The organism is Maridesulfovibrio ferrireducens (genome assembly GCF_900101105.1).
Lineage (GTDB): Bacteria > Desulfobacterota > Desulfovibrionia > Desulfovibrionales > Desulfovibrionaceae > Maridesulfovibrio > Maridesulfovibrio ferrireducens.
On record NZ_FNGA01000002.1, the window covers coordinates 142,545 to 158,961 of the forward strand.

Genomic DNA, 16,417 nt, shown 5'->3' on the forward strand with positions numbered 1-16,417 from the left:
TCACTTGCCTTTTATGGCAGGAGTGATCCTCCGGCGCTTAAAGCTAAATCAAAGACACCTGAAGGCATAAGTCCTAAAGCCAGTACCAGCACGGAAAGCAGACCTGCGCCTACAAGACTGAATGGTGAGGTATCAGGCAACGGAACATCATCCTCGGCATCCTTGGTATAAGCATGGCGAACAAGACCTAAGTAGTAATAGATCGAAATCGCGGTGTTAAGACCCGCAATGATGATCAGCCAGTTGTAACCGTGATTCCAACCTGCGGAGAAGAGGAACAGCTTACCCATAAACCCTGCCATCGGTGGCAAACCTACGAGAGCAAAAGCTCCGACCGCAAGCGCAAAGGCAAGAGCAGGAGCACGTTTGTGCAGCCCGTCCAAATCCTTAAGTTTCAGATTACGACCATCAACAGCTACTCTGCTGACTACCCAGAAACAAGTCAGGTTCATTGCTACATATGCCAAAGCATAAAAGCTTGCGGCAGCCAGACCTTCGGGAGTTCCTGAAACCAGACCGATCATAATGTAACCGGCATGAGCGACAGACGAATAACCGAGAATCCTTTTTACGTCGGTCTGCACCAGCGCGGCAAGGTTACCGAATGTCATGGACAGCGCGCCAAGCACTGCCAGCATGGTTGTTATATCGTAGCCGGGCTTAAACATTGTAGCCAGACGGATCAAAACAACAATTGCACCTAGCTTAGGCAGAGTTGCAACAAACGCTGCGGTTTCATTGCTTGCGCCCTCATAAACATCAGGACACCAGAAATGAAACGGAAACAATGCGAGCTTGTAAAACATTCCGGCAAGGAACAACGCCATACCTGTGACAGCCATCGGAGAAGCTGCAAAGCTCCAATCCGCCTTGACCAATTCACTAAGGTAAGTGGTGTGCATTCCTGCCAAGATGTAAGAGAATCCATACAAAGCAAGGGCTGTAGCCACTGCTCCGAACAGAATGTATTTAATACCGGCTTCGGCAGCATCTTTACTCTTAGCCCGCACAGCAATAAGTGCGTAAAGGCTGTAAGAGGAAAGCTCCAAAGCGAGATACATAGTAATAAGTTCTACTCCGGAAGATAAGAGCATAAGTCCCCATGCACTGAGCGCGAGGAACAGAAAGTAATCTACGGTCTTTTCTTTATCCAGAGTAGGCTGACGTGAAGCATTGAGAACCGTTATAAAAAACCCTATGGCAATGGCGGCCTTAAAAAACTGGGATAAATGGTCAACACGATATGAATCCCAGAAAACAAGACCTTGCGCTCCAACAGACACAACCGCAACCACCACGCCTAAAGCTGCAGCCATTGGAAGCCACGGCCCGACTTTAACACGCATCTTGGCGGTGCCTATGCTTTGAATAAAAAGCACGGCAATAACAAGAAACTGGTAGATTTCCGGTAAAATCAGATTCGGATTGAAAGTCACTTCAGTCTCTCCAGTTGTTTATTTGACTATGTTCTTGATGGAGTTCCAAGCCATTTCCAACGGTCTCTCATCTTCAATATTGACAGCCTGAGCCTTGGTATGGACATCATTCTGCAACTTAATAAGAGAGGCATCCATAACTCTGAATGTGAGTCCAGGAGCAAGGCCTATATAAAAGACAAACACAGCCGGAATCGCAAGATAAGTCCACTCACGCAGATTTAAATCCTTCCAGCCTTTCCAGGTTGAAGGTCTGCCCCATGCAAGCTTGAGCGAAATACGAAGCATGTAAGCGGCGGCAATCATAGCACCGGGAACAATCATAGCTCCGATCCATGGGCTCTTCTCAAAGGCTCCGATGAAAACCAACATTTCACCGACGAAACTGTTGGTTCCGGGGAAACCGAATGAAGACAGTGCGAACAGTCCCCAGAATCCCATATATGCAGGCATATATTTTCCAAGACCTAGGTTGTCGTAAATATCTCTACTGTGACTGCGTTCATAAATCGCCCCGATCATCATAAAGAGACCACCGGTTACGATACCATGGTTAAGCATCTGGAAAAGCGCCCCTTCAAGCCCGCGAAGGTTGAAAAGGAAAATACCCAGAGTTACAAAACCCATATGACTCACAGAAGAGTAAGCAATAACTTTTTTAATATCATTTTGTCCCAGTGCAACCGCTCCGCCATAGATTATTGAAGCTATGGAAAACGCGATCATCATAGGAGCAAAATATTCACTCGCTGCCGGTGTTAACGGCAGATTGAATCTTAGGAAACCGTAAGTTCCCATTTTAAGCAGAACTGACGCCAGAATAACTGAACCTGCTGTCGGAGCCTGAACGTGCGCGGCTGGTAACCATGTATGAAAAGGAAACATGGGAACCTTGATTGCGAATGCCAAGGCAAGAGCCAGAAAAGCCCAGAACTGGAAGCCGAATGAGAATGTTTTTTCCATCAGCTCTGGTATTGCAAATGTTCCGCCCACAACTCTGAATGCAACAATAGCAACCAGAAGCAGAGCACTACCTGCAAGTGTGTAAAGGAAGAACTTGAGAGAAGCATATTTCTTCTCCGGTCCGCCCCATACAGCGATGAGCAGATACATAGGTATCAGCATCGCTTCCCAGAACACATAGAATAAAACCAGATCAAGAGAGGTAAAGACTCCCACACAGGCCGCTGTCATAAACAACAGACAGAAGTGAAATTCTTTAACCCTTGTTTGTATATAGCTCCACGAACAGAGCACACATAAGGGAAGAACAGCGATGGTCAGTATAACCATAAGGAAACTGATGCCGTCCGTTCCTAAATAATATTCAATATCCCATTGCTTCACCCACTGTATTCTTTCCACAAACTGAAACTCTGCCGAGCCTAGTTTAAAGTTAGTGAAAAGAGGGAAAGAAAGCATGAGTTCTATGACTGACACAATCAGCGTATAAATCCGTACCGCAGAATCCCCCCGGAAGAAAAACAGTCCGAAGGCCGCCAAAAGCGGGAAGAATACGAGGCTGGTCAGAACCGGATAAGCTACTTCTTGCATTTAGATCTCTCCAATTTATCCAAAGTACCAGACAAGTCCGTAGATACACAGCGCGAAAAATACAGCCATACCAAGGTAATCCTGTATTCGTCCGGTTTGTATCTTAGCACCGGTCCTGCCGATATTTCTTACCGTGTAAGCAGTTCCATCCACAACCGTATCAATCCCTTTGCGGTCGAACCATGATGATCCGTCAGCGAAGTCCATAAGAGCTCTAAGTCCGATCACTCTGTAAACAGTGGTCCAGACTGAATCCACCCATGCGACAGGACGACATACAACTTTAATTCCGGTATTTCCGATCCACCTGTAAAGCTTATCGAAATCTAGGTTTCTGCCATGATGAGGTACAATAACCTTTCTCATGATCCAGAATCCTGCGCCTGTGAATGCAAGCAGCATTGCTGACTGCAACAAGTGCCATGGAGTGTAAGGAGTATATTCCACAGGGAATGGAAGCAGTGAATAAAGCATCTGCGGATAAACACCCTGTGCGAAACAAAGTGTCGCTGCAATTGCCATGGCTACGTACATATTCTTAGGAATCGGATTAAGCTTAAGTTCTGTCTTTGCCGGCTTATGAAAGAAAGCAAAGTACGGCAACTTAATACCCACCGAAAGGAACGTACCGACCGCGGCAATTTCAAGCCCTATCGCAATTAATGTATTATGAGACTCAGCCGCACCAGTGATGGTCATGGTTTTACTGATAAACCCATTGAAGAACGGCATTCCCGAAATGGAAACCGCCCCGACCATATAGAGTATGACCAGCCATGGAAGCTTACCGACCAGACCGCCAAGCTTATCAAGATCTGCCGTTCCCACTGCGAAGAGGATTGTTCCGACACTCATGAAGAGCAGCCCTTTATAAAGGATATGTGCGTAAGCATGAGCGATAGCTCCGTTCAAACACAATGCAGTACCGATGCCGATACCGGCCACCATGTACCCGACCTGAGAGACAATGTGATAGGATAAAATCCTGCGCGCATTGTTCTCCATGGACGCGTAAAGCACTCCGTAGACCGCCATAAATGTTCCGGCAATCGCGAGTACATATACACCGGAGAACCCTCTTGCCAGTACATAAACTGCCGTTTTTGTTGTAAACGCACACATGAAAACCGCGCCCGGGATGGTAGCTTCAGGATAAGCATCCGGCAGCCACGCATGCAGAGGAACAACTGCGGCGTTTACACAAAATCCTATTAGAATCAGCCAGTCGTAATACTGAACTGCCGATGGATCGACAGGTAGAAACGCGAATGTACCGATTTCATGATATCTAAGCAGCAATCCGCCAAGCAGGAACAGCCCGCCGAGCATGTGGAACAGAAAATATCTGTAACCGGCTGCGCTTGAAGTTTTAGTGCGATGCAGCCAGATAAGGAATGTCGAGGCTACAGCCATCAGTTCCCAGAAGATAAAGAGAGTCAGATAATCTCCGGCAAATACACAACCGAATGCTCCCGCGACATATAATGCCGCTGACGCATGATGCGCTTTATCTTTCAGATGAAAGGCATAAATCATACCTATCAAAGATTGGATGGCAAAAACATTCGCAAACACCAGTGAAAGCTTATCTACTCTGCCCAGAATAAGGGTGTTTCCAAGATAAGGAATAACCCCGAAACTACCCATTGTTGCGGTGAATACAACCGCAATAGCAATAATGGGCGGGACAAGAAGCAGCCATTTCCAGTGTTGTCCCCTGAAAAAAGGCAACGCCATAGCCAGAGCTATAAAGGCGACAGCCGGATGAAGAAATCCGTTAATTTCCATCATCTTCCTCCGGTCCCACAAGGAAAGGTTGTACAATAACCTTCATCATAAAAACCATTCCCACTGAGACTACAAGGGCGAATAATGCCCAGAATCCAGTATATTTATCATAAACATACTCAGGATGGTGTGGATGAATGAAGACGTTCAATACCACTAATACAACAAGGAAAACAATAAATGCCCATTTCCATGTTGTGAGATTCTTTGTGCGCTGGGTTTCAAACCAGTTTCCTAAACTGCTATTCATGCCTAACGCTCCTTAAAATTTTCCGAAGACGTTAATAAACTGTAAAAACGTCTGGGGATAAAGGCCCAGCCAGACGGAGATCAATGCCGTAGTAAATAGCGGAATAACCATCGTGAGCGGAGCTTCATTATACTGCTCGATATTCGCACCCTCAGCCGGAGCTTTAAAAAACGCTCTATATATAATAGGAGCGAAATATCCGGCATTCAGCAGAGTACTTGCTAAAAGTGCAATTAAAAGTCCCCATTCGCCAATAGTTACAGCCCCTTTGACCAGATACCATTTAGTTGCAAAACCACAGACGGGTGGAACCCCGATCATAGATAATGACGCAATGGCAAATGCCCCGAAAGTCCACGGCATTCGTCGCCCAAGTCCATCCATTTTGCTGATCAGCCTAAGATTTGTTGCCACAAAAATTGCCCCTGCTCCAAAGAACAATGTGATCTTTGAAAAGGCATGATGGGCAATATGCATCAACCCACCCTGAACCGCTTCCGGCGTCAGCATTGAAACACCGATAATGATGTATGAAAGCTGACTGACTGTTGAATATGCCAATCGAGCCTTAATATCATCTTTAGTTAGTGCAATAAGTGAAGCGGTAATAATGGTGAACGCTGCAAGATATGCGGTAGGCATCCCAAGTCCCAGCTTGTCCATAAGATCCACACCGAACCCTGAAAGGATTACGCGTGAAACAGAGAACACACCGGCCTTAACAACTGCTACTGCGTGCAGCAGAGCTGATACGGGAGTCGGAGCAACCATCGCCGATGGTAACCAGTTATGCAGCGGCATCAGGGCAGCCTTTGCAAGACCGGCAATATAAAGAACATAAGTAATTGTTACGAGAGTCGGGTTTGCGTCCGCAGGAAAGATCCCCTGCTGAATATTCCCGATATTGAAATCAAGAGTTCCCGCCAGCACATAGGTAAGAACCATTGCCGGAAGGAAAAACAGTTTTGATGTACCCATGAGGTAGATCATGTACTTTCTTGCCCCGCTGAAAGAAGCATCATCCTGATGATGAGCTACAAGAGGGTAAGTGAATACTGAAATGACTTCATAGAAAAGGTACAATGTGAAAATATTAGCGGAAAAGGCAACACCGAGCGCTCCGAAAATCGCAACGGCAAAACAGAAATAATATCTGGTCTGCGCGTGTTCATTAAGAGTTCTCATGTAACCGATGTTGTAACTGGTAGCGAATATCCACAGAAGTGAAGCTACCAGAGCAAAGACAAACGCCAGTCCGTCAGCGGCGAAAGAAACATTTATGCCCGGCATAATGGTGAAGAGCGTATATTCTCTTATTGTCCCTTCAAGAACTGCCGGCACCATGGATAAAACGGAAATAAATGCTAATACTCCGGCCCAAACTGAAACGGCTTCACGTCTATTTTCATTTTCACGAAACAGCCAGATCAGGATCGGCGCAGCCATGGTAATTGCCAACGGAATGAGCATACGAGTACTGTTGATGAATTCATTGCTAACTGTCATATGATCAACCCTTCAGCCTTGAAACAACATCTGTTTCAGTACTTTTGAATCGTTTTGCAACGACCACAATAATTGCGAGCACTAATGTAGCCTCGGCAGCAGCCAGTCCCATGACAAAAAGAGTAGCTATCTGCCCTGTCGCACTATCGGCTGCGGTCAATTGCGATGCAGCTACAATGGAAAGGCCTGCTCCGTTGAGCATCAATTCCACTGAAATCAGCATCCCTACCAAACTCTTGCGCCAGACAATTCCATAGAGGCCTATTGCCAGCAGTCCAAGAGCTACAAGCTGATACATCATGAGCGGACTCATTCAGCTGCCCTCCCTTTTTTTTCAAAAGCAAGCAGCACAGCTCCGGCCATTGCCGCCAGCAGAACCACTGAAATAAGTTCGAAGGCAAGTGAGTAATTATCAAGCAGACCTTTACCTAATACAGCAAGAGGAACTTCTACCGGAAGGTTAATACTTTCCGGTTGATAATTAACGACAACCCAGCCGATTACGAAAGCCGGTGAAATAAATGCCAGTGCAGAAAGCAAAGCTTTTCCGGGTCTGCGAGAGCCAGATTCAATCCCGTGTTCATCGGCTTTGCTGAGCATAATGGCAAAAAAGATTAGGACACAGACAGCCCCCACATAGATAAGTATCTGCATGAAAGCCATAAACGGAGCGGCCATCAGCAGATACATTCCCGCTACACCGAGCAGAGAAGTAATAAGCCCGACCATAGCCCGAACCAGACTGTGCGCCCCGACCGCAAGACACCCTCCGCCGAGAACCAGCAGCGTGTACACAACGAAAGCGATTTTAGCCAACAGTTCCATAATCAATCTTCCCTCGTTGAATTTTCAGGTTCCTTAGGAGGCGTCTTTGCCTGTGCTTGCGTGGCTAGACGAGCCAGAAGATCCATCTTGAAATCATTGCGGTCAGTGGAAGCGAGATACACATTGCTGGAATATCTCAAAGATTTAACCGCGCAGTTTTCAACGCACGATCCACAAAGTGAACAAAGCGTAAAGTCATAAATAAATTTAATCGGTTCCTTTGGAGCCTTTGGCTTCGTTACTTTTTCTCCACGAGCCTCGGCATCTTTCATGGCCTGAAGTTCTTCTTCTGTGGGCACTGGAGCTTTAGCCTTAACAACTGTCAGACAATTACTAGGGCAAGCTGTCACACACATCATACATGCGATACACTTAGGAGTTCCGGGATCTTTTGGTTTACCCACCAGTTCCAACGGGCCTCTAAAGCCTTCAAGTTGCGATTTACTGACTGTTTCACGCGGATAATGCAGTGTAATCTGCTTATCCATAAAGTTCTTCCCCGTAATTCTGAGTCCAACAATAAGACTCCAAAGTCCGGAGACGTTTTCCCATATCTTTTTAATTGCGGTCATTATATCACCACCTGATTCAAGAAAGCTTGGTTACAAAGGCAGTTATCAGCAAATTGAGCAATGCAAGAGGCATGAGCCACTTCCAGTTGATATTTAAAAGCTGATCAAAGCGAACCCTGGGGAAAGTCCAGCGCAGCCAGATCATTATCAAAAGGAGAACATATACTTTTGCAAGGAACCACCAGCTTCCGTCAAAGAAAGGCCCGTGCCATCCACCTAAGAAAAGAGCTACCGCAACCGAACAGACAACAATCATGTTGGCGTATTCAGCGAGGAAAAACAGTCCGAATCCCATGCCTGAATACTCAGTATGGAAACCTGCTGTCAGTTCACTTTCCGCTTCAGGAAGGTCAAATGGAGCGCGGTTTGTCTCTCCGAGAGCACTTACAAAATAAATAATAAATGCTAAAGGCTGCACCATTGCATTCCACTGCCACGGCCAGCCGCCCTGCCCCTGTACAATTTCTGACAAATTTAGACTTCCGGTTTGGAAAGCTATTGCCAGAACAGCCAATAACAACGGAATTTCATAAGCAACCGACTGAGCGACTGCTCTCGCTGCCCCGAGAACTCCGTATTTATTGTTAGACCCCCACCCTGCCAGACAGAGAGCCAAAACATTAAGGCCTGAAAATGCAAGAATCAAAAGCAAGCCCAGATTCATTTCCATTCCGGTAGCAACCGGACCGAAAGGAATTGGGACAAAAAGTAAGAGTGCTGGCAAAAAAGAAATAATCGGAGCCAGCCAGAAAAGGAATCCATCTGCATTTTTAGGAGTGAAAAGCTGTTTACCAATCAACTTAACGGCATCCGCAAGAGGCTGTAAAAGACCATGCGGGCCGACTTCAAAAGGTCCGGGCCTACGCTGAATGTGTCCTGCCACCTTTCGTTCAAGGTAAACCAGAACAAGTCCGTTCAGCCCTACGAAAGCAGCAATCGCCACAAGAGCAATCAGTAATTTTACCAGTTCAACGGGTATTTGAGACATATCGATATTTCCTCGCTCTACCTGTCGATTTCAGGGATTACCATGTCCAGACTACCAAGAATGGCAACAGCATCAGCCAGCATCGTCCCCTTCGCACATTCAGCGAAAAGATTTAAATTTGAAAAACCGGGAGCACGAAGCTTAACCCTGTAAGGAGTTTTACTACCGTTACTTACAATATGAACTCCGACCTTACCTCTGGCTCCTTCCGATGCAAAATAAGCTTCTCCGGCAGGAGCTTTCCAAGCCGGCTTCGGAGACTTCTTGATGATATGTTCGCCTTCCGGAATCATTGCCACCGCCTGCTCAACTATACGCAGACTCTGCTCAATTTCATCCATGCGAACCATATAACGAGCCATCGAATCAGCTTCTTTGTAAACCGGAATATCCCAATCAAAACGGTCATACACAGAATACGGTTCAGCTTTACGGGTATCGTGCTTAACTCCGGCTCCGCGAATCAGCGGTCCGGTTGCCCCGTAACGTAGACACATATCCTTATCCATGGTCCCGACTTCTTCGAGTCTCTTACGAAGAATAATGTTGTCAGTAACAAGATCTTTATAGATAGGTAGACGGCTTCGCAGGTAAGGTACTAATTCGGCACACTCTTTGAGAAAACCGTCATCAAGATCATGCACAACTCCACCGATACGGAAAGAACTGTAAGTCAGTCTCGATCCGGTCGGTTTCTGCATCATATCCATGATTCTTTCACGATCATCAAAGGCATACATAATCGGAGTAAAAGCTCCGAGATCGAGAAGATAAGCTCCCCACCAGAGCAGATGTGAAGAAATTCTGTTAAGCTCGGTGGTAATTACTCTGATAAATTCAGCGCGCTCAGGAACTTCGATCCCGGCCAGTTTTTCAACTGCTCCGACATACGCATGGTTCCAGGCAAGAGGGTGCAGGTAATCAACTCTGCCCATATTGGGCATATACTGAACCCATGTTTTTACCTCTGCCATCTTCTCGTGCATACGGTGCAGATAGCCGAGGACCGGCTCAGCGCGGACAATATACTCACCGTCAAGTTCGAGAATCACCCGCAGGACTCCGTGGGTGGAAGGATGCTGAGGACCCATGTTCAATATCATGGTGTTCTCTTTGGCCCCTTTCTCGAAATGATTGGTATAAAAATCGCCTTCAGGAAATGCATTCATATCTGTGCTTCCTATTTCGGTTCTTCGGGTTCGGCCTGAACCTCATCAAACAGCGTAAAACCCTCAGTAGTAAAAATGGACTCCCCCGGATTAATCAGATCCCGCAAAGGCATGCGAGACTTAACATCCTTAAGCAGGACACCTTGCGGAGTATCGGGATCAAGGAGAAGAGGAATCAAATTGGGATGACCACTGAAGTTTATACCGTGAAAGTCGGCACATTCACGTTCATGCCAGTTCGCGCCCTGATACACATCTGAAATGGTAGGAATCACTGGCTCATCATGAGTAAGCATTACCCGGTGAGCCACTCGCTCAGATGAATCGAAACGCGCATAATGATAGGTAATCAAAAAGCCTTCGGAGACATCAAGTGCATCAATGTCTTCAAGGTAATATTCTTTCCGAAGCATCTCTTTAGCTGCGGTGGAAATATCATCTGTAGACAAAAATACATTGTAATTAATTCCGGTTTTGTCAAAAGAACACTTATAGACCATCAAAGGAGTAACAGATTCCAATAATTTCTCGCTCACCGACATTAGGCATTCTCCTTTTCAAGAGCTTCAGCAACAGGCCACCAACGTTTGCCAGATACCTTTTTCTGAATTTCGAATAATCCCTCGAGCAAAGCTTCCGGACGAGGCGGACACCCCGGCACGAAAACATCAACAGGAATCAGTTTATCAACACCTTCAATTATGCCGTACTGATTTTTAAATTTAAAAGGACCACCTGATATTGCACAATTTCCAAGAGCCATAACCCATTTGGGAGCAGGCATCTGCTCATACAATCTAACAACCACAGGAGCCATTTTTTTTGTAACTGTGCCCGCTACAATCATTAAGTCGGCCTGCCGCGCTGAAGGACGAAAAACCTCAGCTCCGAAACGGGCCATATCGAACCGGGCCATACCGCACGCCATCATTTCGATAGCACAGCATGCCAGTCCGAATGTCATAGGCCAGAGGGACATGGACCTGCATATATCCATTGCATCCTCTGCAAGTTGAAGCCGGACGAGACCATCTTCTATATGGTGCCCGCCGGATGTCAGGATATCTTTCTCGGCCATGTGAATACCCCTTTTCTCCAGAAGTAGATTATTGCAAGAGCCAAAACGCCCATAAAAATCGCCACTTTATAAAATGACATCATTCCTTCGGCATGCGGATACCAAACAGCAACAGGAAAGAGGTACAGCACATCAACGTCAAATGCCAAAAAAAGCAAAGCGTAGACGTAATAACTTATTCCGAACTGATTCCATGCCCGACCATGCGGTTTCATACCGCACTCGTAAGACATTCCAATGTCGCCGCCTTTAGCGCGCGGAGCAATGATCCAAGAAAGGATCAACGGTCCCCCGGCAAAAAGCAATCCGCCAAACAGGAAAAGAAAAATGGCTAACTGAAGCCAAGTAAATACCATTTTTCACCCTCGCTTACTTTTTAGTATTTAGTAACACAGAAAGAGCAATTAACAAAAAATCATACCACGCGCAACCGGTGCCACAAAAAAAAGAATCAATAAAAACAACCTGAACGGGATATTTTCTTAAAAGTTTATCTCACCAGCCACTCAGAGTGTCAAGACGTTATGACTACCACCTCAGCGAAACACCCTGAAACGTTAAACCTTGTTAAAAAAGTAACAATCTTTTATACCATAAAAACAGACTGTTAAAAAAAATATTTAGGGCCAAAAAAAAAGCGCAAAAAAATTTCGCCGCACAACTTTACACGTCAATAATTACCTAGCTATTTAGGAGGTTATTCAACTTGAAATTTCCTCTATTTTTTCCCAAGTGTTAGGCTAAATCTTCAAAATCATTTTTCACACAATAATGTTTAAGCCTAAGTCTCTCAAAATAATGTTATCAATTTTATCTATGGGAAAAACAAAAAAAGCTCTCACAGCATGCTGTGAGAGCTCAAAAATAGAAACAAGACTATCCCGACCTACGGCTAACAAACCGCTATAAAACTATTCAATATTCTCACAACATTCATCCCCGCTAAAAAAACAATACCGCTTAAAAGATCCTTCTTTAACCTTGTACATTGCAGAATCAGCTCTTTGTACTAACTCTTCAGCAATTGCAGCATCATCGGGGAAAAGACTTATACCTACCGAGGCACCTACATTACAAATCATCCCGTCTATATTGAAAGAATCTGTAAGACATGACACAAGATCCTCTGCAACCTTTTGAACATCATCTCTACCGGAAGGTCTTTCAAGCAAAACACAAAACTCGTCCCCCCCCAATCTGGCAAGAGTATCAGAAGCTCTAAGTCTTGACTTAAGACGAGTAGCAACGTTCAAAAGCAAAACATCTCCGGCATGATGCCCGAACCGGTCATTAACAGACTTAAAATTGTCTAAATCAATAAAGAGCAATGCAAGCTTTTCACCATATCTTCGAGCGCTCGCAATTGAACTTTCCAACCGGTCAAAAAATAAATACCGGTTAGGAACTCCGGTAAGTGCATCCAAGGTTGCCTTTTGCTGAAGATCCAACTCGCATATCTTTCGCTGAGTAACGTCTTCAACAACTCCTTCTATATAAAATTCTCCATCCTCTTCAAAAAGCCTTGAACTTTCCGAAATCCAGACAAGCGTTCCGTCCTTGCGTTTTATCTGGATTTCATAATCATTTAAATATTTATCGCGCTTAAGAAATTCAATGTAACGGAATCTTTCGTCCGGTTCTGCAAACCTCTCATATCCGCAACCTTTAGTTAACGCTTCTTCAGGAGAATCAAATCCTAAAATCCGGGCAAGAGCGGGGTTAACCTCAACAAACTCTCCGTCAAGAGTTGACCTGAAAATACCCTCAACCGCCCGAACAAAAATATTACGATACTTTTCTTTTGCAACGCGTAAAGCTTTCTCAGTTTTAATCCGCTGAGCAATCTCTCGTTCAAGCAAATCCTTCTGCCTCTTTAATTGAAGAAAAATACCTACCTTACTGCGTAGCGTCGGAGGGTCGATCGGCTGGGTAAGAAAATCTACAGCTCCGGCCTCGTATCCCATACGGGCATAAGCAGGATCTTTATATATAGCTGTCAAAAATATTATCGGAACTAACCGGCACGAGTCGATTCTCCTTATAGCTTTTGCGGTATCATAACCGTCCATGCCGGGCATTTGAACATCAAGAAGTATAAGAGCAAAATCATGCTCTTCACAAAGTTCAACCGTCTCTTCACCGTTTACTGCCTTGAATATCTCAGCACCTTCGTTACGCAATAATCTATCGAGCAACATAAGATTAACGACATTATCATCAACAAGGAGTATTTTTAAGGGATTATCCATAACTTCCGTTTAATACATTTCTATAAAAGTTAAAACCCCAGAATAATGTTTTTTAGCAAATTAAGATTATATTTTTGTTGCTTGTTTTATCAGGACTTTCCAAGTAATTAATAAACAAATAAAATTTATGCATAGTTTCCGGAGAAATAATGAGCAAAATGCAGCACTATACGGTTACAGGCGGAGCCGGATTCCTTGGATCAAGACTCTGCGAAAAATTACTTGAACAAGGACACGAAGTTTTATGTGTGGATAATTTCTACACCGGGCAAAAAGCAAACATCATAAAAATGATGGATAGCCCGTACTTCGAAATGATGCGCCATGACATAACTTTTCCGCTTTATCTAGAAACAGATAACATCTTTAACCTAGCCTGCCCCGCATCACCGATCCACTATCAGTTTGACCCGGTTCAAACGACAAAAACTTCGGTCCATGGAGCAATCAACGTACTTGGACTGGCGAAAAGAGTTAAAGCTAAAATATTTCAAGCATCAACTTCTGAAGTATACGGAGACCCGGCCTGTCATCCGCAACGTGAAGACTATTGGGGTAATGTTAATCCCATCGGCCCTAGAGCCTGTTATGATGAAGGTAAAAGATGCGCTGAAACACTTTTTTTTGACTATCACAGACAACATAATTTACGCATTAAAGTTGCCAGAATATTCAATACATACGGTCCTCGTATGGCTGTAAATGACGGTCGAGTAGTTTCAAACTTTATTGTGCAAGCGTTGAAAAATGATCCAATCACACTCTACGGAGACGGATTACAAACAAGATCATTCTGCTACATAGACGATCTAATCGACGCATTCATCAAAATCATGAATACTGACGATTCTTTCACCGGCCCTGTGAATCTCGGCAATCCACGTGAATTCACAATCCGCCAGCTTGCAGAAATAATAATAGATATGACGGGATCATCATCTAAAATTGAATTCAAACCACTACCGGAAAATGATCCCTGCCAACGAAGTCCAGACATCAGTCTTGCACAAAAGACTATAGACTGGACCCCTTCCACTCCGCTGGAAGAAGGACTTAAACCGACCATCGCATACTTCGACAAAATATTACGCAAATAAAAAAGCCCGTCCTGAGTACTCAGGACGGGCTTTTTTTTGTATATTCAGCGAAGGTAAATTAATCGGCTTTAAAAATACCGGACTTACCACCTTCTTTATAAACAAGACGGCAATCTGTAATAACAACATCCTTCTGAACAGCTTTGCACATATCATAAATAGTCGCAGCTGCAATTTGAACAGCTATCAACGCTTCCATTTCGATTCCGGTCTTACCGGTTGTGCGAGCTTCAGCTTCAATCTCAACAGTATAATTTTTCTCATCAATATTAAAGCGGACGTCAACATAACTGATTGCCAAAGGATGACATAAAGGGATTAACCTATGAGTTTCTTTTGCTCCCATTATCCCGGCAATTTTAGCTGTATTCAGAACATCTCCCTTAGGGAGAGCTTTTTTCTGCAACAATTCAAAAGTTTCCCGGTTAAGAAGAACTTTTCCTTTAGCTATAGCTGTACGAATAGTATCTTTTTTAGCTGACACGTCTACCATTACGGCATTCCCATCAGCGTCTAAGTGGGAGAATTCACTCATTTTTTAATCACCCATCACCTTGTCTTTAGCTTTTTTAAAAAGTTTTTTAACTTTTTTCATGGGTTTATCTTCCTCAAGAGCCGCGAACTGCTCAAGAAGCTCTTCCTGCTTACGACTAAGGTTTATAGGAGTGATAACCTTTACTTCAATCAACAGATCACCCTTATGTGAACTGCCTAGATAAGGCAGACCTAAACCTCTAAGCTGAAAAACTTCACCGCTTTGCGTTCCCTTGGGAATGTCCATATCAATCGGCTCATCAAGAGTCTGAACACTCATTTTGTAACCCAGTGAAGCCTGAACAAAAGAGATATCAGTGGTCAGAACCAAGTCCTGTCCCTGACGTCTGAAAACCTTATCAGGCTGTACAGTGATAACAACGTACAAGTCACCGTGAGGTCCACCGTTCATTCCGGCTTCACCTTCACCGCGTAAACGAAGTCTTGATCCGTTATCTACACCGGCAGGAATACGAACATTAAGGCTCTTATCTTTACGAACATAACCAGCACCACGGCAAGCGGAACAAGGATCGGTGATAACCTGACCTCGTCCGTTACAAGAAGGACATGGTACAGAAATCTGGAAAAATCCCTGATTCTGTACAACTGTACCCCTGCCACCGCAATGAGAACATGTTTCAGGAGATGTTCCGGGAGCAGAACCGCTTCCGTTACACTCCTCACAGGTATCAGTAATAGGAAGATTCAGTTCAACCTCAGTCCCCTTAGCCGCATCGCGGAAAGAAACTGTAAGATTGTACCTAAGATCTGATCCAGCCTGCATGCGTTTTCCGCCGCGTCCCTGACTGAATCCGAAAATATCTCCGAAAATATCTCCGAATGCACCAAAGATATCGTCGGAAGATTTAAACCCATTAAATCCACCGTTCATTCCTTCGTGCCCGAATCGGTCATAACGACTTCTTTTTTCGGGATCACGAAGGATTTCATATGCTTCAGCTGCTTCTTTAAACTTTGATTCAGCTTCATCATCTCCAGGATTACGGTCAGGATGATATTCAAAAGCCATCTTGCGATAAGCTCTTTTTATTTCACCTTCCGGAGATTCCTTGGAGACTTGTAGAATTTCATAATAATCGCGTTTAGACATGTTTATTCACTATCCGGGTTTGCTCCAGAAAATGTGTGATAATCTTCAGGGATAACTTTACCGGCGGCAATTTCCCTCAAGGCTGTTACAATTTCTTTGTTCTTGGATTCAACAAGAGGCGGGTATCCTTCACGATACTGCTTAACTCTTTTAATGGCCATCTGGACAATCAGGAATCTGTTACCGACCTCAGCCAGACAATCTTCAATTGTAATCCTTGCCATATTATCTCCAAAACGATGGTTTTGCCGAAAGAG

18 protein-coding genes are annotated in these 16,417 nt (G+C 44.6%); 1 reads left to right on the top strand and 17 read right to left on the bottom strand.

All coding sequences use genetic code 11. The features are described 5' to 3' along the window. Positions 1-11: 11 nt before the first annotated feature. From BLT41_RS05410 to BLT41_RS05475, 14 genes are all read right to left on the bottom strand, one after another. Entirely contained in the window at positions 12-1,436 is a 1,425-nt protein-coding gene (locus BLT41_RS05410; protein ID WP_092159099.1) for an NADH-quinone oxidoreductase subunit N, read from the bottom strand. Positions 1,437-1,454: 18 nt separating this feature from the next. Beyond that, on the bottom strand, positions 1,455-2,990 hold the full coding sequence (locus BLT41_RS05415) for a complex I subunit 4 family protein (protein ID WP_092159101.1): 1,536 nt from the start codon (positions 2,988-2,990) through the stop codon (positions 1,455-1,457). A 15-nt stretch (positions 2,991-3,005) separates the two neighbouring features. Continuing rightward, on the bottom strand, positions 3,006-4,778 hold the full coding sequence (locus tag BLT41_RS05420; RefSeq protein ID WP_092159103.1) for a Na(+)/H(+) antiporter subunit D: 1,773 nt from the start codon (positions 4,776-4,778) through the stop codon (positions 3,006-3,008). Continuing rightward, positions 4,768-5,028 carry a hypothetical protein gene (locus BLT41_RS05425; RefSeq protein WP_092159105.1) on the bottom strand — a complete coding sequence of 87 codons (261 nt, stop codon included), beginning with the start codon at positions 5,026-5,028 and terminating at the stop codon, positions 4,768-4,770. Before BLT41_RS05425 ends, BLT41_RS05420 begins: the two co-directional genes overlap by 11 nt. A gap of 12 nt (positions 5,029-5,040) precedes the next feature. Next, complete coding sequence (locus tag BLT41_RS05430; protein WP_092159107.1) at positions 5,041-6,534, bottom strand: monovalent cation/H+ antiporter subunit D family protein; 1,494 nt, start codon at positions 6,532-6,534, stop codon at positions 5,041-5,043. A gap of 4 nt (positions 6,535-6,538) precedes the next feature. Beyond that, positions 6,539-6,847 (bottom strand): NADH-quinone oxidoreductase subunit NuoK, encoded by a 309-nt coding sequence (gene nuoK, locus BLT41_RS05435; protein ID WP_092159109.1) that lies wholly within the window; start codon positions 6,845-6,847, stop codon positions 6,539-6,541. After that, a complete protein-coding gene (locus tag BLT41_RS05440) occupies positions 6,844-7,359 on the bottom strand; it encodes an NADH-quinone oxidoreductase subunit J family protein (RefSeq protein ID WP_092159111.1) in 516 nt (171 codons plus the stop codon). Before BLT41_RS05440 ends, nuoK begins: the two co-directional genes overlap by 4 nt. A gap of 2 nt (positions 7,360-7,361) precedes the next feature. Next, complete coding sequence (locus BLT41_RS05445) at positions 7,362-7,931, bottom strand: 4Fe-4S dicluster domain-containing protein (protein ID WP_092159113.1); 570 nt, start codon at positions 7,929-7,931, stop codon at positions 7,362-7,364. A gap of 16 nt (positions 7,932-7,947) precedes the next feature. Beyond that, positions 7,948-8,919 carry an NADH-quinone oxidoreductase subunit NuoH gene (nuoH, locus tag BLT41_RS05450; protein WP_092159115.1) on the bottom strand — a complete coding sequence of 324 codons (972 nt, stop codon included), beginning with the start codon at positions 8,917-8,919 and terminating at the stop codon, positions 7,948-7,950. Positions 8,920-8,936: 17 nt separating this feature from the next. Further along, on the bottom strand, positions 8,937-10,088 hold the full coding sequence (locus BLT41_RS05455; protein ID WP_092159117.1) for an NADH-quinone oxidoreductase subunit D: 1,152 nt from the start codon (positions 10,086-10,088) through the stop codon (positions 8,937-8,939). 11 nt (positions 10,089-10,099) lie between these two features. Continuing rightward, positions 10,100-10,630 (bottom strand): NADH-quinone oxidoreductase subunit C, encoded by a 531-nt coding sequence (locus BLT41_RS05460; protein WP_092159119.1) that lies wholly within the window; start codon positions 10,628-10,630, stop codon positions 10,100-10,102. Next, positions 10,630-11,166 (bottom strand): NADH-quinone oxidoreductase subunit B, encoded by a 537-nt coding sequence (locus BLT41_RS05465; RefSeq protein WP_092159121.1) that lies wholly within the window; start codon positions 11,164-11,166, stop codon positions 10,630-10,632. The genes BLT41_RS05460 and BLT41_RS05465 overlap by 1 nt, the downstream gene beginning before the upstream one ends. Next, positions 11,145-11,522 carry an NADH-quinone oxidoreductase subunit A gene (locus BLT41_RS05470; RefSeq protein ID WP_092159123.1) on the bottom strand — a complete coding sequence of 126 codons (378 nt, stop codon included), beginning with the start codon at positions 11,520-11,522 and terminating at the stop codon, positions 11,145-11,147. Before BLT41_RS05470 ends, BLT41_RS05465 begins: the two co-directional genes overlap by 22 nt. 555 nt (positions 11,523-12,077) lie before the next feature. Continuing rightward, entirely contained in the window at positions 12,078-13,415 is a 1,338-nt protein-coding gene (locus tag BLT41_RS05475) for a GGDEF domain-containing response regulator (protein ID WP_092159125.1), read from the bottom strand. Positions 13,416-13,564: 149 nt separating this feature from the next. Here BLT41_RS05475 and BLT41_RS05480 point away from each other — a divergent pair, with 149 nt between their 5' ends. Beyond that, on the top strand, positions 13,565-14,512 hold the full coding sequence (locus tag BLT41_RS05480; RefSeq protein WP_092159127.1) for a UDP-glucuronic acid decarboxylase family protein: 948 nt from the start codon (positions 13,565-13,567) through the stop codon (positions 14,510-14,512). 58 nt (positions 14,513-14,570) lie between these two features. On the opposite strand, the gene moaC is transcribed toward BLT41_RS05480, so the two are convergent. From moaC to rpoZ, 3 genes are read right to left on the bottom strand one after another with little or no spacing between them, the layout of a single operon-like run. Beyond that, on the bottom strand, positions 14,571-15,047 hold the full coding sequence (moaC, locus tag BLT41_RS05485) for a cyclic pyranopterin monophosphate synthase MoaC (protein ID WP_092159129.1): 477 nt from the start codon (positions 15,045-15,047) through the stop codon (positions 14,571-14,573). Between the two features lie 3 nt (positions 15,048-15,050). Then, positions 15,051-16,160 carry a molecular chaperone DnaJ gene (gene dnaJ, locus BLT41_RS05490; RefSeq protein ID WP_092159131.1) on the bottom strand — a complete coding sequence of 370 codons (1,110 nt, stop codon included), beginning with the start codon at positions 16,158-16,160 and terminating at the stop codon, positions 15,051-15,053. A gap of 2 nt (positions 16,161-16,162) precedes the next feature. After that, complete coding sequence (gene rpoZ / locus BLT41_RS05495) at positions 16,163-16,384, bottom strand: DNA-directed RNA polymerase subunit omega (protein WP_092159133.1); 222 nt, start codon at positions 16,382-16,384, stop codon at positions 16,163-16,165. Between the last annotated feature and the right edge of the window lie 33 nt (positions 16,385-16,417).